At 57.6% G+C, this 25,340-nt stretch carries 17 protein-coding genes and 2 pseudogenes; 8 read left to right on the top strand and 11 right to left on the bottom strand.

The window, feature by feature from the left end; translation table 11 throughout:
- The first annotated feature begins 1 nt into the window (after position 1).
- Positions 2 to 697 carry a DUF7002 family protein gene (locus SINAR_RS0131170; RefSeq protein ID WP_028002669.1) on the top strand — a complete coding sequence of 232 codons (696 nt, stop codon included), beginning with the start codon at positions 2 to 4 and terminating at the stop codon, positions 695 to 697.
- Between the two features lie 51 nt (positions 698 to 748).
- Here the strand turns inward: SINAR_RS0131170 and SINAR_RS0131165 are convergent, their stop codons facing one another.
- From SINAR_RS0131165 to SINAR_RS1000000138370, 3 genes are all read right to left on the bottom strand, one after another.
- The gene (locus SINAR_RS0131165) at positions 749 to 1,297 is read right to left on the bottom strand and encodes a hypothetical protein (protein WP_028002668.1); all 549 of its coding nucleotides are present in this window, start codon (positions 1,295 to 1,297) and stop codon (positions 749 to 751) included.
- Between the two features lie 210 nt (positions 1,298 to 1,507).
- Entirely contained in the window at positions 1,508 to 2,866 is a 1,359-nt protein-coding gene (locus SINAR_RS0131160) for a hypothetical protein (protein WP_028002667.1), read from the bottom strand.
- Positions 2,867 to 3,310: 444 nt separating this feature from the next.
- Positions 3,311 to 3,586, bottom strand: coding sequence for a hypothetical protein (locus SINAR_RS1000000138370; protein WP_028002666.1), 276 nt, complete (start codon positions 3,584 to 3,586; stop codon positions 3,311 to 3,313).
- 684 nt (positions 3,587 to 4,270) lie between these two features.
- Here SINAR_RS1000000138370 and SINAR_RS1000000138025 point away from each other — a divergent pair.
- Both SINAR_RS1000000138025 and SINAR_RS0131145 read left to right on the top strand, forming a co-directional pair.
- Positions 4,271 to 4,467, top strand: a pseudogene (locus tag SINAR_RS1000000138025) (integrase); the annotation flags it as partial.
- A gap of 1,578 nt (positions 4,468 to 6,045) precedes the next feature.
- A complete protein-coding gene (locus SINAR_RS0131145) occupies positions 6,046 to 6,387 on the top strand; it encodes a hypothetical protein (protein WP_028002664.1) in 342 nt (113 codons plus the stop codon).
- A gap of 6 nt (positions 6,388 to 6,393) precedes the next feature.
- On the opposite strand, the pseudogene SINAR_RS01000000134370 reads toward SINAR_RS0131145, so the two are convergent.
- Both SINAR_RS01000000134370 and SINAR_RS0131130 read right to left on the bottom strand, forming a co-directional pair.
- Positions 6,394 to 6,978: pseudogene (locus SINAR_RS01000000134370) on the bottom strand (site-specific integrase); the annotation flags it as partial.
- 334 nt (positions 6,979 to 7,312) lie between these two features.
- Positions 7,313 to 8,230, bottom strand: a complete 918-nt coding sequence (locus tag SINAR_RS0131130) for a recombinase family protein (RefSeq protein ID WP_028002661.1) — start codon at positions 8,228 to 8,230, stop codon at positions 7,313 to 7,315.
- A gap of 527 nt (positions 8,231 to 8,757) precedes the next feature.
- On the opposite strand from SINAR_RS0131130, the gene SINAR_RS0131125 reads away from it, so the two are divergent.
- Positions 8,758 to 9,894 carry an RHE_PE00001 family protein gene (locus SINAR_RS0131125; RefSeq protein ID WP_028002660.1) on the top strand — a complete coding sequence of 379 codons (1,137 nt, stop codon included), beginning with the start codon at positions 8,758 to 8,760 and terminating at the stop codon, positions 9,892 to 9,894.
- Positions 9,895 to 10,359: 465 nt separating this feature from the next.
- Here SINAR_RS0131125 and SINAR_RS0131115 read toward each other — a convergent pair whose 3' ends face one another.
- The 5 genes from SINAR_RS0131115 to SINAR_RS01000000134365 all read right to left on the bottom strand — a co-directional run bounded on the left by SINAR_RS0131115 (position 10,360) and on the right by SINAR_RS01000000134365 (position 17,684).
- Complete coding sequence (locus SINAR_RS0131115) at positions 10,360 to 10,917, bottom strand: hypothetical protein (protein ID WP_028002658.1); 558 nt, start codon at positions 10,915 to 10,917, stop codon at positions 10,360 to 10,362.
- A 3-nt stretch (positions 10,918 to 10,920) separates the two neighbouring features.
- A complete protein-coding gene (locus SINAR_RS0131110; RefSeq protein ID WP_028002657.1) occupies positions 10,921 to 12,855 on the bottom strand; it encodes a DUF3732 domain-containing protein in 1,935 nt (644 codons plus the stop codon).
- Positions 12,852 to 13,361, bottom strand: a complete 510-nt coding sequence (locus SINAR_RS0131105) for a three component ABC system middle component (RefSeq protein WP_028002656.1) — start codon at positions 13,359 to 13,361, stop codon at positions 12,852 to 12,854. Before SINAR_RS0131105 ends, SINAR_RS0131110 begins: the two co-directional genes overlap by 4 nt.
- A complete protein-coding gene (locus SINAR_RS0131100; protein WP_150852062.1) occupies positions 13,348 to 14,538 on the bottom strand; it encodes an ABC-three component system protein in 1,191 nt (396 codons plus the stop codon). The genes SINAR_RS0131105 and SINAR_RS0131100 overlap by 14 nt, the downstream gene beginning before the upstream one ends.
- A 209-nt stretch (positions 14,539 to 14,747) precedes the next feature.
- Positions 14,748 to 17,684, bottom strand: coding sequence for a DEAD/DEAH box helicase (locus SINAR_RS01000000134365; protein ID WP_234710697.1), 2,937 nt, complete (start codon positions 17,682 to 17,684; stop codon positions 14,748 to 14,750).
- 118 nt (positions 17,685 to 17,802) lie between these two features.
- Here SINAR_RS01000000134365 and SINAR_RS0131090 point away from each other — a divergent pair, with 118 nt between their 5' ends.
- The 4 genes from SINAR_RS0131090 (at position 17,803) to SINAR_RS0131075 (ending at position 23,482) form a co-directional block, all read left to right on the top strand.
- Positions 17,803 to 18,732, top strand: a complete 930-nt coding sequence (locus SINAR_RS0131090) for a DUF2971 domain-containing protein (RefSeq protein WP_028002654.1) — start codon at positions 17,803 to 17,805, stop codon at positions 18,730 to 18,732.
- A gap of 585 nt (positions 18,733 to 19,317) precedes the next feature.
- Positions 19,318 to 20,409 carry a trypsin-like serine peptidase gene (locus SINAR_RS01000000134360; protein ID WP_050577631.1) on the top strand — a complete coding sequence of 364 codons (1,092 nt, stop codon included), beginning with the start codon at positions 19,318 to 19,320 and terminating at the stop codon, positions 20,407 to 20,409.
- A gap of 7 nt (positions 20,410 to 20,416) precedes the next feature.
- Positions 20,417 to 21,349 carry a caspase family protein gene (locus SINAR_RS0131080; RefSeq protein ID WP_028002653.1) on the top strand — a complete coding sequence of 311 codons (933 nt, stop codon included), beginning with the start codon at positions 20,417 to 20,419 and terminating at the stop codon, positions 21,347 to 21,349.
- Between the two features lie 69 nt (positions 21,350 to 21,418).
- Positions 21,419 to 23,482, top strand: a complete 2,064-nt coding sequence (locus SINAR_RS0131075) for a trypsin-like serine peptidase (RefSeq protein WP_150852061.1) — start codon at positions 21,419 to 21,421, stop codon at positions 23,480 to 23,482.
- Here the strand turns inward: SINAR_RS0131075 and SINAR_RS0131070 are convergent.
- A complete protein-coding gene (locus SINAR_RS0131070) occupies positions 23,479 to 25,155 on the bottom strand; it encodes a phospholipase D-like domain-containing protein (RefSeq protein WP_150852060.1) in 1,677 nt (558 codons plus the stop codon). The genes SINAR_RS0131075 and SINAR_RS0131070 overlap by 4 nt on opposite strands.
- Positions 25,156 to 25,340 lie beyond the last annotated feature (185 nt).

Here is a 25,340-nt window from a genome sequence, read left to right as displayed (position 1 = left end):
GATGGAAATTGACCTTCTACTGCAGATGTACCCGCGGCTCTTCCATATGGCCGAGGATGGCGCATTTCCCTCTATACAGGAGCGTGGCCTATTGAGCGCCACGGCGCTCCTTGATCTCTACGAAATCAACGGCGCGCGACGCTTGGAAATCGAAGCCCAGCGCCGCCCTGAAAGCGTGACAATTTCAAAAAACGGTCTGCCAAATGCGGTAATCCGCGACAACAAGCCCATGACGGACAGCGCTCTAGAAAAGTGCCTACAGGACGGGCTGAGGCCAGAACAATGGTATCGCACGCTCAACGAGAAAACATTCTTCTGGCTTCACAAGAAGCGTTTGTGGAGGTTGCTGAAGGCCAAGGCGTACCGCGACTATCCGCAAACCATCCTTACAGTGGATACCGCCTCGCTTGTGGCTTCGCACCAGAACAACATCTTGCTCAGCCCGATCAACAGCGGTTCGACCATTATGAACCCTCAGCCTCGCGGCCGGGGTACATTCCTTCCGATCGCAGATTACCCCTTCGGCGAGCGGCGGAAAACGCGCGCGGTCGAAGACACACTAGTGGAATTGACGGTGCCATATGGTGTCCACGATATCATGGACCATTTGATATCAGCTCACCGCTTTGCGAACGGACAATTAATTGAACTGTGGCGCCGCCCAGGAGCGGACCTCGATGACGGGCCGCACGAGTAAATCATCACGATGAGGTGCAAAGCTGCACGAACATGGGCTCGTGCAGCGCCCTCAACACGTTAACTCATGAAATTTGGCGAGAAAGCGTTCGCGCGCGATGGAGGGGGAGAGAAACTCTACGGCGACGGGTGCAGGACGAACATCGGACTGCGCGGCCCAGTAGTCAGTTCCGACAGGCATGAGTTGCGCTTGCTCGGCCGCCAGCACGCGCAGATCTGCCAGCTTAACGTGAGGTGTAGCCATCTGATTGAGGCTAAAACGGCTGTAAATCGCGGCTTCGACGTTAGCTTCGATGGCTTTATACTCCGGAAGGAGTTGTTTGAGCGGCCTGGTAATATCGCCAATGAACGCTTCCGCAGCATCATGCAGCAATGCCTCGAGTTTGAACTCCCCTATCGTATCACAGACATGCAAGGAATGTTCTGCGACCGAATAGAAATCCCTACACTGACCGGCGTAGCGACATATGTTTGAAAGGCCCTGAGCGATGTCTTGTATGGTGAAGTGGCTATGCCACGGATCAAGGAGATCGAACCAGGTACCGCTTGCAAGCATGATGCTCGGCCCTGAGTTCATCTTGACAGCGACTTGAACGTTCATCGACACATCCTAGGGCGAATCATTTCCGTACTGCTATCTGAGCGGGATATTCAGATGGGTGGGGCAAAACCGCAAGCAGCAATAGGAGTTTGCTATGCGACCCCACGCGCCAATGCCACCCATGTTTTTTGTCTTCCACGTAAAAAACAATGAGCCAACGTTAACGAGATGCTCCTGAGAACCAGTCGCCTCTCCTACATGCCGGAGCGGTTAGACGCCTTTCAGCTTGGATGGCCGATTTGCCTTCCGAAGCAAGTCCGCAACGTGGCTTGTAAGTCCAACACGGCCGACTACCAGAATGCCCTCCCCTGGGGGCAGGGATGCCAACAAACTGCGCAACTTGTCCAATCCGGCAGAGCTTTCGAATTCTACCCACGTGTCGGCGTCGCCAGGAACGATGACGTCCGCGGTCGTACCCGTCCCGCCACAATGCAGTTGAACGATCCAAACGACATCGCCATCGTGCACCCATTCAAACCGCACAGGACCGAGGCGGCTTGCTAGAACAGCATATATGGCTGAAACATTCTCAACGACGAAGGACGGCAGCGTTTCCGGCAATTGGAGACCAAGCATGAATCGGTCCCCCTCCCCTCGGCGCCCCTCGATGATGATTTGGCCATTCGGGCCGGTTACCGCCGCGCCGGAAAACTCGGCTCGTACAGCCGACTGGCAAATCACCGAACGAATATTTGACCCGTCGGGATCCTCCGATGACAGTAGTGCGAACGGATCCAACCATCCCTTGACGGTCGTGTAGAGCCCTGGCTGCGGCTCGGTGGGCGCAGTCCGCGTCCAGACTTCTGACGATCCCGTGTCTCTTCCGAAAGTGAAGGGGGCCGTACGCCTGCCAATCACCGTCGTTCGGGGCACGGGAACTCCCAATGCGTTGGCGACGAGCAGGCCAAAGACCTTGTCCCCTAAATGGCGACTAAACCGGTTCGGCCAGGTTAGTGCAGCGGGAAGGAAACTCGGCGCATCGCGTTCAAGTTCCCATACAATTGTATGGCGTTGATGGTAACCACGCGGCTTAGGATGGATGCTGAATTCAACGCGGGAGCCTTGCGCAAACGAGAGTTCTGCGGAAAGCCCATAAACTGTGTTGAGGATGTTCAGTCCAATCGCGAGAGGCAACGATGCAGCCCCTGGTTTTTCCACACAGCGTGGCGTGTCGTCTGGAGCAAATTCAATCAGTTGGCCCTGTACAACCCCGGATACGCCGCCGTCATGAATGTCTATGGTCTCATTTACAATTAGGTGGAGATCCTCCGCCGCCAAGCGATCGAGGACTGCCAAAGTCTCTTCGACCGTTCGTAAGCCATATACAAACTCTCTGCTGCGGGGGCTGTTCGGCTCGTAGCTCCGAACGTTGACCATTCGGTCGGAACTGCGACCTAGGAGGGCTTCCACCGCTTGCTTGGAGTCCTGAAATCGGTGGTTTTCTTCAAAACCGGTAATCCTGCAATAACTCTGAACCAGGCGCCCTCCCAAAGGGCGGAAGGCCACAAACTGCGCGACATTAGCAGTAGCAGCAAGGGAGTTCAGAATCTCGTCTTTGTGCAGCGCCATACGAAAGTTTACCTGGTTGGAGTCTGATCGCACGCTCTTACAGAATCTGGTGCCGCAATAACACCCCTCGAGCAAGATGACTGGTGGATCGAGGCCAGCATCCTCCTCAATCGTTCTGCGGCAGCAATGACGATTTATTAACCATGTGAATTAACATCTTGAATCGTGGAAACGGAAACCAACCTGCCTTATCTTTCCGTCACCCGGACGCCGATTTCTTCGCGTGCTCACTACGATAGGGACCAAGTATTGATTGTGCGACTTTGCGGCGAAGGCGATGCGCTTTTCGCCAAGTGCCCCTTGTTCTCGCCGCGTTCGAGACCTTGATTCTCCGCTTGCGCCTAGAGTCTAGGTAGAAAGTAGACAAATAGGAACCAAGAAACCAGCCAATGGCCCTGACGGAAACGCCTGGCAAAGGCACTGGCCGAAACGACTGACGAACGATTACGAAGGCCACTCGGCGCGCGCTGGACGAGCGGCTGCGGCATCTCCCAAAGGCAAGGTATTGCGTTTCTTCTCGAAGAACTTGCTGCCAGTCGTCGACGATGGGCGAAGCTGCCGGTGCTGGACAACCGCTCTGCAGATGAGATCTTGGAGTATGACGAGAACGGGATCCCAACTGATGGTCATCGACGCCTCCGCCATCGTCGCGTCGCCTTCGAGGAGCCCGAACCGGAAACCTTCGAGCAAAAAGGTCGTCGACGCTCCACGACGCTTCATCTGGGCCGCAACACTCCTGGAACTCACAATCGTCATCGAGGCCTGCCTCGGCGAGGCAGCGACCGCAGAGCTTGATCTGTGCCTCGATAAGGGCGTCGAAATCGTCGCGCGGAGCAGTTCCTCGTGGCGGCGAGCCTGGCGCAGCGACGGCCAAAGGGCGACTTCCCGCAGGTCTGAATTATGGCGACTGCTTCTTCTAATGCGCTGGCAAAGAGGCACGGTGAACCGCTGCTATTCAAGCGTAACGGCTTCTCACCTACAGACATAGAGGCGGCATGGTGAAGAAGTGGCCGAACTTGACTCCAGTCGGCAGCATTCTTGTCCGTCAGCGTTCGGCATTGAGATGATGAGACGGGCTCCATTTGGGCCTGTTCGACAGCGGCAGGCGCCGCTCAACCTCGATGCGGCGATCACACCCCGACAGGCGCAGATAATCCATAGGCGATGGGCACGGTGCCTCCCGCCGTCTTTTCTGATGATCACACTCTCGTGCAAAGCGGCGTCCTGATAGACTCGGAATTCTTTGAATCCGCAGCGACGGTCACTGTCGACGTCAAACAAGCAGAACGGGTTTTTCGGAACTATTGCACGAGGCACTGGGGGCTGCACGCATGATCAACAACCCTCGCGCGGCAGATCGGAGCAGCCAAGCGATGCATCACCGGCCGAGGAACTCGACGTCCTACCGTCCCTCCCCTCCCCTGCCCTGCGACGAGATCGCTGCTCTTGAAGTTCGTTGCCCATCATCTCACGGATTGGTCATGCGCAGCGAGGATCCGACCCACGGCATGCCCGCGGAGGTCGAGGCTGAATTGTGTGCGGAGAAGCTGTTCAAGGCCGACGGCCTGCAGTTGCCGGGCATGCTGCGGCGGCCGGCCTCCTGATCCACGCTAACCCGCTGGCGCCGGCTCTTGGAAACGATGCTCCTCTTCAGCAGCTTCACGCAATCTGGCGCCTTCCTCACTGCGGATTTCGGCGCCTTCTCTGCCCTGATGGCAGGTTTGTCGGGATCGCCAAGAACCGCCGCAGTCTGCAATACCTCGACGCCATATATTCCTGTTGGCTGAATGTCCTTCGCTGCTTGAAACCAGCACCAGCACTGTCACGGTCTAGCCGCCCTGCTCTCTCCCAGAGCGTATAGCCGGTCCCTAATCAGTTCTTCGTCGGCGGTCTCCATGGTAAATGGCTCTTTTTCGACTGAGGTGGTGGATGATGTCGGGCGGCAGTAAAGCCCAATGCGCATCTGACGGGGAGGCTAAGCACCACGCGTGCTTCGAAAACGTCAGCAGTTTTTTCTTGTAGCTTCAAGCGAATACTGATGCCCACAGTGCCGCGATTCACTCAACCATCCTCAGTTCCCTGCTGCGAGAGCACCTTCTTGATGAGCGTCGACGCCCGCGCTCACCGGCTGAAGTGCCTTGTCGGTCGTGCAGTCAGCAGCAAGTTTGCGGCGTATACGAACGTGCGGCAGGCCTGCCGAAAGCTCCTGGGTGTCTCTTGCTCGCCGAAACCAAAGCTGACTGCTTTCTCATTGACTGCGGGAGGGATCCTGTCACGGGTGGATCATGAGCGAACGTTTCCGTTCTCCCCTTTTGATGCAAATGTCCTTCTTGATGAGGGAAAACCCTGACAGCTGTCAGGGTTTTTGATCTCAGGCTCGCCTCCGTTGTGGCAGCGCGGTAATCAGTCGGTTGATCTTTCCATTACATTTTCAGCAAGATTCTTGGATTAGTCGCTTCCAACAACCGAACGCCACCACGACCTCCGGATGCTGCATTCCCGGATTGGATCGCCTGCTATTCCCCGCCTTGGCAGGGGCGCACAGATGGCAGGCAGATCACATCGGAAAATGCCGCGCTTGAGTCATTGAGGTTGTCGAGGATGGTCATGGGAAGCGGCTAGGCGTTTCGGGTGTCGCCTCGCTTCGTGAACAAACTGATGAAGCTCAAACGCGGCCGAATGGCCGTCGCCGCGGCGGCAAAGTCATTTCTGCGGTGCTAACCTGAGCGCGCAGTGCGATTAGGCATGCAGGCCAGCAATCATCAGCGCCCGGAGATCAAAAATCCTGACAGCTGTCAGGGTTTTCCCTCCTCAAGGCATCGGAGCAATCTCTATTGTGGGACTCCGACCGCTCTTCAACCGGTCGAGACCGGCGGGCAGCGTTATCGCGCCCATGGCCCCTTCGACTGCGGGAGGACCGGCGCCGTCGCAAGGGAGAGAGCGTTCATGCATGGCTTCCCCGAGGACCGCTGGTCTGCTTCACTGTTAGGCGCGGCCCTCTCGTCACCCTTGTCGGTCCCTGGCGCACCCTCCGGGGCACCGCCCAGTTGCTCAATCGCTTCAGGCGAGGCGGCGATCCGGAAGCCCCATCCTCTTTCCTCCAGCGTAGGAACTCTATCCCGATTTTGCCATTGTTAGCGATCAGTTCCCGCAACGAGGAATTCCAAGGAGCAGGGATCGTGGAAGTCAGCGCCAGTGACCGCGAACTTATCGCGGTGATGAGACAGTATTTTGCGGCCAAAGCCGAGTTGGAGAGCTTGAGAATACAATTGGAGGCGGCACGACAAACAGCCGGCAAGGCGATCGGCGTGTTCTACGATCCCCGCCAGAACGCCGAGCACGCCGCCGACCTGCAACGCTCGCATTGCTTGAGGGGAGAGATGGCGTCGCTGATGCAGCGTGCTGAAGCCTGGGGCAGTGCAGCATCGGATGCTGACCAGCACGATAGATTGGAGGCGGAACCGGAACTGGAAGAATGGCAATCGTTTGAGAGGCGAGCCGAGGCATTCTTCGGCGCATAGTCACGCTTAGACGATCAGCCGAGCCGCTCGTCCATTCTTTCGTTCCGCGTTGTTGTAATGGCTGGCCGCTTGGCTCAACGATTTGTGCAGCGACTGCTGCATCGGTTCTGGCAGGGAAACACCGCGGTTTGTGGCCTTAGTCAGGTAGCCGGACATCAATTCATGCGCCGAAAACAGCATCGGATCGAGGCCGGCCTGCCTACAGCGCCGCTTCAGGATCAGGTTGACCGATTGCGGCGTGAGCGCCCGCCGGTCGACATTGCCCCACTGATCGATGCGCCGGAATACCGGCCCCTCCGTGACACGGTTTCCGTCAGCCATCGCCTCAAGGAGGTCACGGGCCGGCCGAACAGAATCACATGGGCGTCGCCATCGCTTCGCTGGTCTTCATGCGACCGAGATGAATACTGAGACAGGACAGGGCAGGGCAGGAGAGGACTTGTCGACCGGATCGGCGTGCACCGGTTCCTTGTCGATGAGGTCCTCGATGCGAAGCCCCGCCACTTCCGAGCGGCGACGGCCGCCTGAGGCAAATGCGGTCAGCAGCAGCGCCTGGTCACGCAGGTCGACCAGCCGATTGCGGCCAAGGGCATCTGCGCCGCTATCCACGCGGCCTCTCGCCTGGCAGGCCGCCTCTATCGATGCCATGGCAGAGCTTGCAGGTCTGGTCCAGTGTCGTGGTGTCGGAACCGTCCCGACCTTCGTGCATGAGGCCTTCAGGACGATCCGGAGAGGGGAGGGAGAGCAGGCGCCGGGAGACCCCGCCGCCGCGTCCCAGGAGGAAAGCGCTGTGCTAAAACTTCGGACCGATGGCGATTACCGTCGCCTGGCGCTGCAGATTTCAATAGCCAAGCTTGGAAGACCATGCCGGCGAGCAGCGGCAGGAAGAAGAACCGCGTGATCGGTCGCCTGATAAACTGTGCCCTCAGCGGCGGATAAGTCCAAACCGGTGTGCTTCGTCCAGCAGGTCCCGGACGGAGGAGGGCTGCCATTTCTTGCCGCCTCGCGCAGGGCGTTCTCCCATCTGGTCCAGTTGAGCGGCAATGTCGCGAAGCGACAGATCGGGATCGGCAATGGCGATCGCCGCCACCAGCTTCATCAGATGGTTCTCGGGAGCGCGGCGAGGGGACCGGGCGAGAAGCTCTTTTTCCGCGAGCTTTTCCCGGACCAAGCGATGAACGGCGCGACGAAGGCGCTCGACGGTCCAGTCGTGGCCGCGGCGATTGAGCACCCGCACGACATTGTCCCAACTGTGCTGAGGCCGGAGTTGCCGCACCATCGGCAGCCACATCTGCGCGGACGCAATGAGCTCGTCGAGATAAAGTTTCTCGCGTGCTTTTGAGACTGCTTTGATTGCCTCCGGTCGTCGTTCTCGCAGGCCGGGGTTTCCAGGAAGCTTGCCGCGCGCCTTCGCCGCCTTTATGCCGGCTTTGGTGCGTTCGGCGATCAGCGCTCTCTCGAGCTGCGCGACCGCACCGAGAACCTGGAGGGAGAACATGCCCTGCGGGGTTGAGGTATCGATCGGATCGCGGATCGATCGAAAATGAATCCCGCGTTGCTCGAGATCCTCGATCACTGCCAAGAGATGACTCACCGATCGGGCCAATCGATCGAGGCGGACAACGACGAGGACGTCTCCCGCAGTGAGCTCTCCGAGCAGCCGCGTCAAGACTGGCCTGGCGCGCGATGCCCCGGAGCCATGCTCCTGATAGATCCGATCGCAGCCGGCGGCCCGCAGCTCGTCCATCTGGGCATCGTGGACCTGGTCGTCCGTCGACACGCGGGCATAGCCTATCAGCCGCTTTAGAGGCTGTTGAACGTTAACTCTTTGTGGCTTCGCCATCGCGCTTTTAACGGCCTCGTTTCGAGGTGATTTGTACAGATAAGAAATGCGCGAGAAATTGCTCCTTTGCAAGCGTGGTTTATGCCCGAAACGGAAGGCCGTACAGCGCGAAATCTGGTCTGCGACAAGCGTCGGCCGTCGAACGTTGCGAAACCGCGTCAGTGGCCTCGTGTGGCTGAAACGCGATAAATCTGCTGTTTTGAAAGGGACCGATTGCCGCCCTTTCGCTTCAGACGGGCGGAGATGGAGAAATGGACGGGGGACAGCTCCGCAATCGGCCGCTCGGGAGAGGTCCAGTCCGCTCCATCAGGCAAATGAGTCCGCTGGAATAAGTGTGATAAAAGGACCGAAATGCCGGATTTCCAGGCGAACCCGCCCATCTAGGGCGACGGACATCGCTGATTTTAGCGGTTTCCGCAATCACTTGCGGTAAGCAGTACTTATCGGAAGTGAGACTTCGTCTTTGCGATATCATCCGGTGACGAATGCTAACGCACAACTAGAGTTCGTTTAGCAAATCATTTACCATGAATTCAATGCGTTACGATCTCGCCAAATTGCCCATCCAGAGCCTGCTGCGACCGATGTCGGACGCCGGCGTAGCACTTGCCCGCCTCGACGAGCGCGTTGCCCGCTCAGCCGTCGGCGCGGGGTGGATCGAGCGCATGCATTTCACCGATGCCTGCGCTTCACTGTGGATCGACGGTGAGCTCGTGCATCTCGAAGACCTCGTCCTCCACGACGCCACAAAGGATATTCGCACGCCCACCCATGAATTGACCATCGCCCGCGATGTTTTGAAAACCCGCCGGCGCATCGCGGCGCAGCCACCCGGTTGGGCGCTCAGCCCTGAAGGCCTCCGCAGCCTCCGCGGGCAGGCACCGCCTGCGTCGCATGGCGCCGACGGCACTGTCGCGATCGACGCCGTCGCGCCGGATGTTGGCACGGTCGGAGGAGGGGAGGGGGAGGAGGACGATGACGCCGGTCCGCTTGCGGAAGAATTCGCTGCCATCGATGCGGTGCTGGCCCGATCGGAGGCTGCCATCGAACAAGCAAAGAAGCCCGGCCCGGCTCGGGCAAGGGAAAAGGATCCGCTGGTCTACGATCTCGACTGGAACGAGGACGAACGCCTGGAGGAATGGCGTGGCGTCGTTCGGCTGGCGCAAGATCTGCCGGCGGTGCTGCAGGCGATCGTCGCCCTGGATGCCTGGAACGAGTTGGCGGTGCTGCAGCACGCGCCCTGGCTCGGCCGGCTTTTTGCTGCATCCATCCTCCGCCAAGCCGGCGTCACCACCGGCGCCCATCTCGCCGCCATCAACCTCGGCCTCAAGACCGTGCCTGTTGATCGGCGTCGGCATCGCAATCGCGAAACCCGGCTCGTCGCCATCGCCCACGGACTGACCGCAGCCGGCGATCTCGGACTGAAGGAGCATGACCGGCTGGCGCTCGCACGGACCATGATGGAAAGAAAACTAGATGGCCGGCGCGCCTCGTCAAAACTGCCGGAGCTGATCGATCTGGTCATGGAGCGGCCGCTGGTGTCGGCCGGCATGGTCGCCGCGACGCTCGGTGTCACGCCGCAGGCGGCGCGGCGGATCGTTGGTGAGCTCGGTCTTCGGGAGATGACGGGGAGGGGGAGGTTTCGGGCATGGGGGGTGCTTTGAAAGCAGGGTGTGATAACTGTATGTGGCTTAAGCGTGGGTGGTCTCTCCGCGACCATCTTGCCTACTTGGCGTATCAGAGCCGGACACGTTTTACGACAAGCCTGACGAGTTGTACGATCGAAACGGCCGCGAGCAACAGCATAAGCAGTAGCGTAAGGACGAAGAACGCCTTGACGTCATCGTACGCCCATTCAGCGTGGTGCGTCCATACTTCCCACAATATCGCCATGCCGCGCGGCAAAAGAATTGCCGTTGACGCTATGGTGGCGAAGGCGAGCGGTACTGCCTTTGTGACAAGAGCACCCGTAACTTGCGTTCGTAGGGAACCGCGATCGTCAGGATCGGCAGGAGGTGTTGCGTCAAGCGCTGCTGTCACAGTCGGAAGCCAGAGTGTGTAGAGAGCTGCGAGGACGGCAAGCACCAAGCTCGCTGCGGAAATCGCGTCAGGTAGTTGTTCAGAAGTGCTCATGGGTAAAGGTTTTGAAGTTCGATGAACGCGCCATTGGCGACAAGATATGTGTCGAATGTTCCCGGCTTCCGCCGGATCGGGCTGCGTGGCGCGTTCGCCGCAGATAGTTGAGCATTGAGCATTTCGATCACGACAGCGTTTGGAAACCGAGCCTCTCGCTCCGCGCCAGCTTCGCCTTGGCATGCCCCGATGAAACGGCGGGCCGCAGCCTCCATCGTTCCCTTGAGACGTGCGCGGTGTCGCGAAAGCGTGGCGCGCAGCAGCGCTCGGCCCTGTAGGCTGGTCAGATTGAACAGACGAGCGATGCGCTCATCGGTTGGAAAGTTTGCGGCGGGCAATGCGAGCAGTATTGCCAGAAGTCGACGCTCGCGCATGTCCGAAACACTCATCATTGCTTGGCCAGCAAACATTTCTACATATTCTCTTAGCGCCGCCGGCGCATAGAGTTGCAGGTTCTCGCCGACATCTTCTGGGGTGCAGCCAAGCGTGTCTGCCAGTGCGACAGCATCATCGTCGGATAGTGCAAGAGTGAAGTTCAAAGGAATTTCCGGCATCGCTTATCCTTCCGGCCATTGGTATGGCACAAGCGCGCTATCTCCTCGCCACTCCCTGACGATAGCGTCCTCAAACCAATCGTCGGTGAGATGCGCGTGATCGAGAACGATCACCTGGAAGTCCGGCTTGATCTCTTGGCAAGCGTGGGCCATCAGCTTAAACAAGGCCTTAACAGCGGCCCGATCGGCATCCTTTTCGATCTGTTCAAGCCCACCTTCGGAAATGTCTGGCGGATAGTAAGCCTGTGTCGGCTGGTCGAAAATCAGGAAGGCCGGAACGGGGCGATCCCGTTCGCGAAGCCACCAGTGGATCGCGAGGTGGCTGAGCACGTGATAGCCTACCCAGTTCTCGCCGCTTCCCATACGGTTCAGTGGGATCGGGCCATCGACCGTATTGGCGACCACCGTAAGTTTCTTGACGTCCAATCGCAGCGAGCTGCCGCTATGTTCTAGATCAAGCTGACCGGAATAGTCCGTCATCTTCTGACTGATGAAGCTGAGGATTGTCTGCAGTCGCGATTCTATATCGTCGCTGTTGATGCGGGAGCGAACCGCAGCAATCAGACCCTTGACCTGCTCAATTTCCGCGGCAAGCTCCAGGTCGTCCCGATCCGGCGCCATCGATTCAAGAAATTCCGCGAGCCGGCCCAGAAAGCGGCCGCGCGAAACCATCAGGTCCTGACGGGCTTTGGCGGCCTCATCATCGAGAACGGCGCGCTGTAGCTCTCTCTGAACTAGCTTCAGATTGTCGGTAGCTTCGCCAATCTTGCTTTCGAGTTCCGCAATATGCCGTTGGATATGGGGGTTATCGCGGTAGAGGCCATCAAGCTGGGCGCTGACCCGCTTCAACGAGTCTCTCACCTGCGTAACGCGTGGAATAGGGGACTCCAGATGCGAATCGCAGAAGGGGCATTGTTTCGGCGCTTCAATGTCGGTCTTGAACAGCTCGATGCTCTTCAGGCGCGATCGCTGCTCGCTGACTTCGCGGGAATAGTCGGTCTGGTCGGAGAAGAAGGCACGCGCGGCCCGAACGTCCTGATTAAGGTCTCCCAGACGCTCTTGCAGCGTGCTCTGCTCGCCGCGGAGGCGCGCGATGGTTTCGCCGAAATCGGAAGTGAGGTCAGGTTGATCGATAGCGCCTTCCCCGATCCTTGCGAGGAAGGCGAAAACACTATCGTCCACGGCCTGATAGTCCTGGCGTATAAGCCCGACCTTCCTTCCCTCGTTGAGGATTCTCGTTAAACGGGACCGGCTGACATCGACCGCCTGCACATGCTTGGCCTGTTGAGCTTCCAGAATCCTCAGCTTCTTTTGAAGTTCGTCCAGCTCCCCGAACAGCCGGAAATGATCTTCATCCACCGCCCCAAGAAAGTAGGGAAGGGTATCCTTCATCGCTTGAGGCAGGAACTGCTCGTTCATCCGGTGGAAGAGCTGGTCTTGGCTGGCGATGGTATTTTGTTTCTGGAAGCAGAGGAAAAGCGCGTGCCCGATATCTGCTTCCAATGGCGGACGGGTGCCTGAGATCGGTCGGTGCTCGTTCTCCTGGATCCCCGCAAAACGCGTCACGAACTCCTTGAGGCTTTCCTCGGTGGTGTTCTTCGTGATCTCGTCGAGGGAGGGATAGGTGAGGTTCCGACCGCGGCGGAAAAACACCTTGGAGCCCGTGCCGGCACCCGGACCTGGATTGTCACGAGCGATGAACACTTCGTCCTCGCCCTTAGCAATGTGTAGACCGAACCATGATACCTTCTTGCGGATCGCTCCCTCGGCGACATTGTAGCTGCCGCGACCAAGGCAGTAGTCGACAATGTCAATGATCGCCGATTTGCCGGTCTTAGATTTGCCGGTAATGATGTTCAGACCAGTCTCACGAAATGGCACGATCTGCTGTTCGCCGGTGTGGCTGTAGACGACGATTGCCTTAATGATGAAACTCATGGACGTACTCCCAACGCCGCGGCGACCGACGTTTCAGATCCAGATTTTGCAAGCCATCTACCCATGAACTTCGATCTATCTATGATTTCTTTGGTTTCTGCGGTGGTGTCGTCCAAGAAAGACTTTGGGAAGGTTGCACGGCGATCTCCGGTCCGAAGATTTCCCGCGTCATCTACCGCGATCGTTTTTGTAGCAAGCCCGAACAGCACGGCCTCCTTCAGGTAGGGCGTGAGGTTCCGGGCTCTCGACGCAAATCCGATGAGCAGATCCTCGTTTTCCTGCACCCAGGCATAAAGCGAGGTGACCGTTGAATAAGGCAGTCGCTCCCGGCTGTTTCGGTGCAAGGCCGTCGACAGTGCGAGGATCAGCAAAAAGAGCGACGCCCCATCGCGGCCGTCCTTAGTGAAATCGCGCAGAAATTCATGCGACAGCGCGCACAGAAACGAGGGGCCGAAGAGGTTCGCTTCTTCAGGTGGGCGCCGGGTCCAGGGATCAAGCCGCGGCATCATCAGCTCCAACCGAAAGATGATCCAGGTAATTCGGATGCCAACCCAACTTCACTCGATCCGCCAACCCGTGGAACGATCCTGCCGTGATCCAGGTCTCAATCACATTCCGGAATTCGATCTGCTGCTGGCTTGCCCAGTGGAAGACCTTTCGGCCCATTGCGTTCTTCGAAGCGTCGTCGGCGGTATGGGCGTCACCGCATTCCTCGTCGAATTTACGTTCCCAAGAATCTTGGAGCTTTGCCTCATATCGCGCAACGTCACCGTCGAGGAGGAGGTTCTCTCGCGCCCATTTTGATCTTTGCGTATTCGATCGGTAATAGTCCTGAATCCCACGTTTAATCGCCCTGTCAGGCAGCTGGATCAGGCGCATCTGCTTGACGTAGGTCTCGCCTTCATCCTCAATCGAGTAGGGACGCTCACCGAATTCGCTGGGATCGCTCACGGGAAGGCCAAGTGGCCCGTAGAGAGCCGCGAATTCTTGTGCCTTGATCGCAATGTGCTGTACGGGGATGTCCGATGTCTCGACACCAACGAGACGCTTTGCAACGGCCCCGAGCCACCAGCCTTCGAGCGATTGCGCAACCCTGTCGGCTGAACTGGCCGACAGGATGCGAAGTTCCCCTTCGACTTCGTCGACAACATTGTGCAGATTTGGCGCGCCATCCACCACAGTAATTGACGCGAGCAATACGTCGGCTTCCTCCTCGGTCAACGCCAGGAAGTCGTTACGGCCCGCCTTCGATGTCTTGTTGGTCGAAGCGCGCGCCGCCGTTGCCAGCCGCTCTTTTGCCGTCTTACGCTCGGAGGAACCGCATTCAGCGCGTAGCATGGCTAGTGCTCCATCATCAGGAGCCGTCGCGGTCGTAATAAGAAACCGCCGCGTGTCGGCATTCGAGAAGGAGCCTGCTTTCAGTTGTGAAATCCAGATGCGGAGGGTTTTCCAGACATCGACACTGTTATCGGTGACGTCCTTTGAGCCAATATGATGCTTGGCCTGAACCACGCAATGCGCCAGATCTTCTTCATGGAAGGTTATATCGTCGAACCTCTCGATCGAGATATGGCAATTCGGCTTCACCTTCATTTCGCGGATCGCAAGAAGCAAAGCTAATCTGCATTGATAAAGGTAGCCAGCAAGCGAGCCGGATGCATTAAACTGGTTGGCCTCTCCCAAGCGTCTCTCCCCAGAAAACCTTATTGCGTAGGGTAATTTGATTTCCGCAAAAATTGCCAGAGCAGAAAATGCCCTCCCGCGATATTTAAACGATATATTTTTGTGCGTTGCTTGCGGCAGCGATCTTCTATCCAAACAACCGAAAATCGTTATGAGGACGCCGCTCGGGCATTATCAGAATTCGGATACCCGGATCGTGCAGTTCGGAATCAGGGTGATAGCACGACGCGGAATTTCGCCTGGGTGGTCTTCAGCAAATAGAGTTCGGTCGTTGCCAAGAGCCGTAGAGCGTCATCCGTGATCGAAGCAACCGAGCCTCCCGGCTGCACGAGCAACATCTCGAAATCGAGTTTCGCGCGGCGCGACTTCTCCTTGAAGTACGAGAGGTCCTTTATATTGCCTTTGAGAAAGCGGCTATAGCCTTCGCGTCCCCAGATTTCGTGACGTCTCTTCAGATCTTGATAAAGCGTCGGAAGCCCAGCGTGCTTTGCGGTTATGCTTTTCTGGGCCTGACCGCAGACGACATAGAAATTCCGGATGTCCTGGGACACACGACCCTCGTGGGCGCCCTTGCAGTGGACGAGGCTTAATCGGACAGTGGTCTCATCGACATCCTTGAGGCAAACAAGGTCAGCAGCTTCGCCCGCGCCGTCGTCGTTGAAGATAACGTCGAATTCACCCTTGATCTGCTCGAACGTCCGGAATTGGATTGTCTGCTGATCTCCAATCTTGTGCATAGACTCCTTGTTCAGTTCGATGCCATCCCAGTTCCAGGCTTCGAGCTTCTCCCGCTGGTAAAGCCCTGCGTCGAGCTTCACGGGAATGTGGTAGCAGTTGTAGGAATAGGTGCCGTCCGAATAGCGAACGATGAACGGATCCTTCTGGAGGTATTCGTCTAACGCAATTGCTGGCTGCGTACCGTATCGGAAAAAGACGGTCGGGCCAGAGAGGTGATCGTGGCGGTAGCCACCGGGGATTTCGTCGCTGATGACGAGCCTGTATTCGGAGGTTGCCTCGTCACACTCGATGCGAAAGACTATCTCGCCATACGGGCCGACATCGCCTAGCTTCAAGTCTACAGCGAAGACCGGGACCTCCAAGGACCCGAAGACGACATACTGTTTGTCGTTGAAGCGAGTTTGCGCCTGTTCACCCCATTGGGCTGCTATCGGCCACGCCGCGTGTGATTTCGTCATTCTTTCCGGACGCAAGAAATCGCGGACGATGTTGCTGTCGCTCTCGACGTCAGATGTAACCTTTGCCCACGTTGCCGAGGTCCATTCGATCCAGTCGGATATCGATCCGGCCTTCTGCTGCCAGACTTTGCCACGCCGCTGGGTTCCTCCCCAAAGAACGCGCTCACCGTCCTCGTATCCGAGACAGGCAAGGTTGTTTAGGGTAGATTCGGCCTTCTCAATGCTGGCGAGCCCTTCCGTGACGTTGGGACCAAAATACGAGGTGAAGCTGATCGCGCCAATGCGTGATGAACCCAGGCTCTTCACCAACGGGAGTTCAACATTGTTGAGGATGTTGAAGATCGGGGTTCCTGAAACCAGGGTTGTGTCGTTGTCCGTAATTGCCTTGGCAAGCTTCTCGGATCGCAGTGCATCGTAATCGCTTGCGAACAGGCAGAGAGATCCTGCAACCTTATCCCACCTGACAATTAGCAGGTCATATATCGTGTCGAACACATTCTGGTAGTTGCCCCAGGAGACATCGCTTGAACGGCAAACGACGGCAACCAGTACATTGTCGTGCTCACTTAATGCGTACCAGGTTTCGGACCCTTTCGGGAGCACTGACTCGAAGGCCAATGGACTCCATTCAACGCATTTCGTCCGGAAGAGCTGCGCCGAAAGTGCTGGCCGGAGATTCCAGAGCGAAAGATTGGAATGGAGGTTACCCGTTTCCTTGAGCGCTAGAACGACGTCCTGGAGCCGCAGCTCCTGATCAATCCTGTCCTCGCTCAACCGCTTGATGATGTGATCCCAGTCGGCGCCTTCCGCATAGAGGTCAGCGAGCTTCGCCTCCGCATCGGGATCGGCGATGTTTATCACAACCGAGGCCTCCCCAATCGCCTCCTTGGGGCCTTTGCGGGTGAAGCGACCGATGAACTGCAGGGTCACGGCGAGTGACTTATGTGTGTCGTGGAGTGCTGCGACCTTCAGGTAAGGCAGGTCGAATCCTTCCCCCAGCATGTCTACGCAGATCACGATCCTCGCGCCGGCGGCTCCGCGATCGAATAGCTGGTTCATGGCCTCGCGATTAGCGACTGTGCGTCCGGGACCGGAGTAAACGATCACTGGTTTCAGATCCGGTGCAAGACGTTGGTAGATGCGGCCAACGGCTTCCGCGCGATCCTTGGAGGATGTTCGCGCCATCATCAGATGATCGAGCTTCAGGTCGTCCCGATCGTGTCGGAGCGCGGCGATCGCTTCCTTGGCGATAGCGATGTCGTGCGCCTCTTCGTCACCATATTCTTCGATCGTCCTAAGATTGATGGGCCGATAGTAGTCGGCGGCTTGCGCGTCCCCGAGCTTGTAGTTGAAGATGATCTTGCCATCGATGCGCTTGCCGTCTCGACGAAACGGCGTGGCTGTGAATTGAAGAATTCTCTTTCCCGAGAAATGCTCGCGGACGCCATTCCACGTTTTCGCAGTGATGTGGTGGGCCTCGTCAACAATTAGATCAGAGCATGCCTCCGCAAGTCGGCGGACTACGGCCGGGTCTGAGGCTTCCAGGACGTTCGGCAGGGCTACGATGACGTTCGCATTACGAACAATCAAATCCAGATCTTCCATGGATCGGATGCCCGTGGTGATCACTGCAACACGTGGCTTGGCAAGGTCGTGGCCTATCACCTGTGCATCGGGCAGAACGCCGAGACCTATGAATTTGCGGGCGATCTGGCTCCGAAGCGCATCGCTTGGCACGAGAACCAGTGTGCGACCGAGGCGACGATAGACGAGCGTTGCAAGCATCGTCTCAGTCTTGCCAGTACCCGTTGGAAGGACGACGGTAGCGGGTTCGAATTGTATTCCGACCGCAAAGTGGGCTGAAATCGCGTGCAGGGCGCCTTTGAGTTGTGGGTCGTCGATGCGATTATTGGTAGCGAGAACGATGATATGGATTATCTGCTGTATCAAGCATTGCGGCTGGTTTCGCACGAACAATAAACAGGAATTTTCTGGGCGCTCTGGCGACCTCTTTTGCAGCGGCGTCGCCTAGGGTATCAATGCTGCGGAACATGGGGCGACCTACCAAATGAAATTGATCTTCAAGTACTTTTCAGAGAGCGTTGTTGAACGCGTTTTTGTTCGTGATGGCCATGTCGGCTTCAAGTGCAGCCTGCCAAAGGATTACAACGATCCGTTCGAACTTTTCCTAGGCGTAGACCTTGAACAAGGCTCCGACCTGCTGGCGACTTACAGCGAGGTGGTCCAGGAAATTCCGTCGCTGTTGACCACCTGCTTCTCGAAATCACCCGTCGTGACCCCAATGTGGGCACACTACGGAAACAATCACAAAGGATTCGTGATCGGGTTCGACGTTGCCGAGCTGCAAGAGGTCTTCCAAGATCTTCTGGTCCGCGAGATTTCGTACCGAGACCGACCAAGTGAGACGCTGATTTCGTTCGCGGAGATGGCAGCTCACCGGAAGAAGCCAAGGGACGCCATGGCCCTTCGGAACGCTGTACTTTATCAAGCTTACTTTTCGAAGTATCTGGAATGGAGCTACGAGCAGGAAGTGCGCGCCGTCAATATCGACGAATATGTCGAGAACGTGAGCGGCAATAAGATTCTCTATGTCCCCAAGCAATGTGTCGCGGCGATAGTCTCCGGTGCCAAGTCTTCCTCGCAGACGAGAGATGCTCTTCAGGAGGTAGCGCAAGAGCTCGGCGCCGACTTCTATATCGGGAGAATAGGTCGCAGCTATCCGATGCCTTACCTCATCACAGACGCGGGGAGTAGCAGAGTGTTTTCGGACTCGGAGATATCACCTCCGATCGCGGAATGCGCTGAATGTACCGAGCCACTAAGGGACAAGGGAGGTCTCTGTCCGTGGTGTTCGGTCGATGACGCTCACCGGATGGCCGCCGCCATGAACAATCCCTTTAGGATACTTGAGCACTATGGGCTTCTTGAAGAATACATTGAAAATTACCCGGTGGGGCCAAGAAAGCCGTACCAGTAGGCGCATCACTGCAGCGTGGTGGCAGTCTCGTCAGGCTCGAAGTGTCACAGAAACCTGGCGTTCTGACGCTGATGCCGAGGCTTCCTCGGCTGGAGGCCGTAAAGCTCGCGCACTAACGGCGAGTCGTCGAATTGCCAGTCTGTCCGAACCTCCTATGAGGCATGGTCGGTACTCAAGCTTACGGCTCTGCTAGCCGAGTATCCACAACCGTAGGTCAGGGAACGGCGGTTATCGCTAAGTTTGGATAACGGGGATCTCGATGAGGCGGCGGGATGGCGGACTCGCTCGCTCCCAACACTGTCATTAACCAAGTCGACAATGGGCAACAGCCGTCTTCAATTTATTCAGTGACTTAGTGTCTTCAGATCTGCCGGTCACAGGTTCAGATCCCTTCAACTGCGCGGATTCATGTGCAGCTTGTCCGCATTATTTTTGAAGTCATCAATATAAATCGCGAGGCGAAGACGGAGTAAATCAGCGGCGAAGACGTCCTGATGAATATTCGGACCGATCCGAAATGAATACTATCGCCTCATAAGGGTTTTCAGTTACTATGCAACCTAGGAAGTTCTTTGGAGGCTTGAAGTGCGAGCATTTGATGATAAGCTGCCGCTGGACTTAATCGACTTCTCGCAATATCTGCCGGACCTCACTACCCCCGGCTTTGACCCCGACACCATCAGATCAAACCTCAAGTCCAATCTTCGTCTGCGCTCAATCGTCGCTGGATTGCCAGTCAACGATGCGGCCGCAGCGGCGAGTGAGGCGTTGGTTGAGGCCGGCATTTCCGCCACCCTCAAGTCGATCAATGACCCTGGCGTCGAACTAGACCCTGCCGAAATACTTGGACAAGAGGCAGTCATTCGATTGACCGAGCGACCTGCGCTGCTTGTAAAAAACGACAGCTTTGCGTTGCCGCCGCAGCGTTGGGCGCGGCTGGATTCGCCATATCGGTCGGATGTCGAGCGGTTACTCCCTCTGGTCGGCCGTGTGGATATGGCCACCGGCAACACGCGCACGATGCTTGGCACGGCCTTTGTCGTCAGCGAAGATCTCATTATGACCAACATGCACGTGGTTGAATTGTTCGCCGACCCCGCGCCAGATTATAGCCGCTGGGTGATCCGCCACGGCGCCTTGCCAACGGTCGATTTCAAAGCAGAGCATGACATTCCAACCCGCAAGCAATTTAAGATCACCGATGTGGTACTCGGTCACAATCGCTTCGAGGCGGAGAGGATGAAAAGCCTGGATCTCGCACTTCTGCGGGTCGAGCGGCTTTCGTTCGCTCCTGCTGGCGTTTTCCTGCCGAAACCTGTTGCGCTGAGCAGTGCGGCGCCAAGCGACGACGACGACAAAGACCTTTATCTCGTGGGCTATCCCTGGACCGATAACGAGAATGTCGTGCCGCCCGAAATTATGCAGGCGATTTTTAACGACATCTACCAGGCGAAACGGCTGCAGCCCGGTGAATATGGAGCGGCGTTCGACGATTTTCTCGCTTTCTCGCATGATTGTTCGACATTAGGTGGAAATAGCGGTTCCTGTGTCGTCGATCTCCAGGCGGGCAAGGTCATCGGTCTTCATTTCCGTGGACTCTACAAGCGTTCAAACTATGCCCTCCAGATCTGGCGCCTTAAGGAGACCCTTTCCGGCTACGGGCTGAACTTTCAGTGAGCAGTCAATGACGTGCCATTGCATCGCGATCGGAATCGACGCCTATAAGAGCCCGGCCTGGAAGCTCGGCGCCTGTGCCGCCGACGCGATCCGCTTTGCTGACTGGGCGATCGGTTCGGGAGGCGTCGACCCGTCAAATCTGCGCATGATGGTGGCGCCACCGGGCGGCGCGCCGGCTAAGGTCGATTTACCGGACAGCGGGGTGCGCGTTGCCAACGTTGCGCCAACACGCAAGGCGATCATGGCACTGCTGCTCACGGAAATCCGCAAGCGAAATTGGGGCGCCAGCGATCGGCTTTACTTCTACTTTGCCGGCCATGGCTGCTCGCATGAATGGGCGAGGGGCCAACGCCCCGAGCCCGTGCTCTTCCCGCTCGATGTGAAGGAGCTTCCAATCGACAGCAATCTTCTACTGGGATTTGAGGACATATTGAGTCCCCTTCGCGCATATGGTCCCAGAAATCAATTGATCTTCATCGATGCCTGTCGCGACTTTGCCCTTGCTGATTATGCTTCAACCGCCGGCGCGTCGGTCGGTCGCTATCTCCGTCCCGTCCTCGACGATGCGGGATGCGCGCAGAATATTCTCTACGCAACCGCGCCTGGTGAGCGATCGCTCGAGCTCGGTTCGGGATACGGGGTATTCGCGACCGCGCTGCTTGAGGGCCTGAACGGGCATCCGGCAGCACTTCAGCGGCTTGCGGGCCAGACCGACTATCAGCTGACCTTCGCGCGCCTCGCCGCTTATGTACGCAAGATGGTCGAGACGCGGATCCGCCGTTTTCTCCTCGATACGCCGTATCGTTATGTCCAGGCCCCCGAAATCGACCCGGATGCCCGCCAGCCCGAGTTCGAGATCGCAACGATTGACGCGGCTCGCGTGCCGCCACAACCCCTGCATGTCCGAGTTACCCCAGGTGACAAAATCAATGAGGGCTGAATTGAGCTTTTCTACGAGCGGCAGCGTCTCAAGCCGCAGTATGGCCCGCCGCTCAAGGCGACCAATCAGTTGTTTCTAAAACCTAGTTTTTATGACGTCCGAGCACGCGCGCCTGGCCTCACTTCCAACCAGGTGACGATCGCCGTACCGTATGACGGGATCATCGACCTGGAGCTTAAACCTCCGCAGGCCCACGCGGTCCCCACCAGTCTATCGTTCGCGACAAGCGATCGCACCATGCCCATCGTCGCCTTCGACCCCGACAATAATCCCGTCACGGCTCTTGGTGTTGTCCATTTCAACGATCCCAAAGCCGGCCACTATCGCGCCGCCGTACTGAGCGCTGATCGGCCGCTCGAGTTGCGGCCGTTCGCGTTTCCTGAATGCGGAGACTACATCACTTTAGACGTGGCGCCGTCCTTACTGACCGGCGTAAGCGCCGCGGCGGTCCGCGACCTCGGCATGACCACGAGCGAGGACGGTGTCGAGCCCGCTGAGAGTTTGGGGCGCCAGGCAGAATTCAGGCTAACCTCGCTTCTCGCCTTTGGCGCCTACGCCGCATATTCTGCCCGTTCTGACGTTATGCGCCGTCTCCGGGCAATCAAGCTCAAGGCGATCAACCGCAAGTCCCAGGAAGCCTGGGTCACCATCCTCGTTGGGGTAACCGGATACGAACCGCTCAAGGGAGCAAGCGTCAAGGCGTTTCTGAGAAATGTGCAAGCCTTGTTGCCAGGTGGTTCGCCCGGCGGCGGCGATCAACGCCTGCGCCCCATTGTCAATCTCCCAGGAACAGCTTACTTGACTGCACGCTGCCCGCTCGGCAGCTACTCCGTCGAAGTGTCTTTGCCCGGCATACCGCCGACCCGCTTTGCGATGAACGGCATGGCAGGGCGAGTCTCGACCCTTGTGATCGGCGTTGCCGACGACGGAAATCTTGAGGTCCTGCAATACCTTTTTAAACTGGGCGGCGGTGACCTTGAAGAAACCGATTTGCCGTTGATCGAGAAAGCGCAGCGATTTTTCGTGGCCGGCCGACCGGTGCCCGCCTCGATCATCGATGCGCTGCTCGACGCCAAGATGACCGATCCGCTCACCGCGTGCCTCGCCGGCTACGCACTCGTCCGCGATGGCAGGCGCGAGCAATTTCGCGGCGACTTTCGGAAAGGCGACACCAGTTGGAACGAATACTCGGCAATGCAGAACATGCTCAATCATTTCGGTAATCTTTGCGACACGCACATCCTTGCAGGGCTCTGCGCGCCTGAAGACCGGCATAGCTATTTCTCCAAGGCGCTCGAATGCGGTCTCCCCGTTTTTGCCGACGGATTTCGAGTGTTGATAGATTATTTCGGCAAGGCGCTCGATCGGTACCCTTCCGAATTTGATCGCGCGCGGCGCACACTTTCGATCGGCACCGCCTATTCTTCCTGGCTTTCTCGCGAGCCACAACTTGCCGTGCAAAATGGCCGCTTTGAGCCTCCCCCCGTTCAGTGGCGCCAGCTTGAGATCGAACGTCCTCGAATCGAACGCTTTCTAACGGGATGCGGGCTGGTTACCGTAGTCGGGGACAAAGGCACTCAGGGCGCGGGAACCGGATTTCTTGTGGCGCCAGACCTGGTGGTGACCGCAAACCACGTTGTCGGGCAGGCGACTGAGACGGCGCGGGTCTATTTCTCCAGAGCCGACGAATGCCGGGTCACCGGCGGTGCCCCAGGCGATGGGATCCTTTGCGAATGCCTGGCGATTTACCCTGAAGCGCGCGTCGCCCTTCTTCGCCTCATGGAGCCCCTCAACTCCACCTTCGTGCTTCCAGTTTCTGAACTGGATCACGGCAAACCGGGCCGTGCTATCTGTGTGCTTGGCTATAACGTGGATCTCAAAAGCAGCGTAGTGCGTAAGTTTCTGCTCCCTGGCTTCATACTAGCCGCCGTTGACGAGGGCGAGACCTTTGACCACGACGCGTCAACCGTTGGCGGCAGCGGCGGAGCTCCGGTGCTGGATGTCGAAACTGGCACGGTAATCGGCATGCACTGGGGCGGTATGGCCGAGGGTGGCTACAAGCGCAACCGTGCCAGCCGCTTTCTCAGGCCGTTTATCTGGGAGACCGCGGGGCAGGCCGAAGCCGGCGGCTAATCTCGCTTGACCACGTCCATGCGTGGATCTAGCCGTTTGGGGATGCCGGCGATTTCCTCGCCGCCGAGCGGAAGGACTGCACTCGGCACCTCCAGATCGTAAGCTAACTGATAGGCGAGATGGTTCCAGTCATGGTCGAGCACCCCGGCATACCAACCGTTCACATCCTTGTCATCGATGATCAGGCTGGCGTCGCGGTTGTAGTTCGTACCCTCGTTGGTCCAGTTATGGCTGCCGATAAGCGTGAGACGATCATCCACCAGAATAGCCTTGGTGTGCACATTCTTCATGACTCGCACCTTGTGCATCGGGAAGCCATCGCGATCCAGCGCGCGGAGCGCGTCCTTCGTATCCTCCTGGATGAAATCGCGGAAGAATATTCGGGTGTTCTCGATAGCCCAAGCCTTCTCTCGCAGAGCGGTCACCAGCCTACGATACAAGGGCGAAGGTGTCACGTTGATCGAAAGGGACTGGTTTTGAAACCACAGTTTTGTCGTTGCCGACTCAATTAGGGCCAGTACCTCTTCTCCGAAATTGTCGGGCGTGAGCAGTGGCATGATACGCCGCTTGCGCCTCGCTAGTTTCTTTGGCGGAAAGGCCTTGTGGTACGGACGCGGCGCCTCGGGGAGCGCCGCGTCGGGCCCATCAGGGACACGGAACTCTAATGTGAATTCGTCATCGCTTGGCCATCGCACCGGGGAGGCGGGAAGCGGAGTGAGGTTGCCTGCTTCGGGACTGCTCTCGTCAAATTCAGAGGTTTCGCGATCTTTGTCGAGATAGGCTTTGAAGATCTCCGCAAGCTTCGAGCTTTTGACGACAATATGCCATTCACGATTGTAGCGCGCCATGTCGGCGCCATCTGCGGGAGTGCCGGCCGCATCACCTGCGAACCGACGCTTTGGTTGGTTCGAACTCTGCCAATTGCCACTTGACAGCCAGAACTGCTTAGCGTCTCGGACCGCAACCTTGATGTGATAGGCCGATGGAAACTGCTTTCGCCCACCCACTGAAGCCCAGGCGAAGCGGAAGCGCTCGCCAAACGCCGCTTCCAGCCGGGCTTTCACGTCGGCTTCAGGAATGTCCTCCGCTTTGGTCCCGCTGCCCAGCGATGCTTTGGGTCCAAGGCATAGGCCAAGCTTGCCGCCTTGCTGCCCGATTGCCTCAAGCGCATTCACAATGTGTGGCGCCGTCAAATCATACATCCCGATATTGAGATCGGAGGGGTCCGTAAGATACTCGCACAGGACCGCCCATCCGGCGTCCGGGCTCACATGCAACGTAAGCTCGCAATCTTCATTCACTTCGACGAGCTTTGACGGGTTGAGCGGTTTGTAGGTGAGCAGGCTATAGTCGCGTGGCGCCTCATCTGCGCCGCGCAGGAGGCCTGTTCGCCATTCGCGCGACAGCGCGTCCGCGTCATTTATGGTGAGGCCGTTGTATCGCAACGCCTGTTCTTCCATCGTCGCGGCAATCTTGAGGACCACGATACCGTCGATCTGCGGAGGTAGGTCCAGCGCGGCGGGCCGCCGCGCGATCACCTCAATATGATAATTGCTGTGGTCCGGACGCCCGTGGACCATTGTCGGAGCGGCGCGCACTGTAATCGTTTCAACCGAATCGAATATCGCTGCGTGCCGTTGAATCAAATCCTCTACAGCTTCCTGGTTCGCCAATGTCTTGCCCCCCTGTTTTGTGCGCCCTAAAGATATTACACCCTTGCGTTGCGCCGTAGCTAGACAGAATATACGTCACTTTCCATAATCATTCAGGATGACGGTCGGAGAAGATATCCTTCACAGATACACTCAATTTGCCTATCACTCCAAGAGGGTAAGTATTGTACTGCTGGAACTATCAT

The organism is Sinorhizobium arboris LMG 14919 (assembly GCF_000427465.1).
Taxonomy (GTDB): Bacteria; Pseudomonadota; Alphaproteobacteria; order Rhizobiales; family Rhizobiaceae; genus Sinorhizobium; species Sinorhizobium arboris.
The sequence above is the reverse complement of the archived record's forward strand: the minus strand, read 5'-3'. Positions and strand labels throughout refer to the sequence as shown.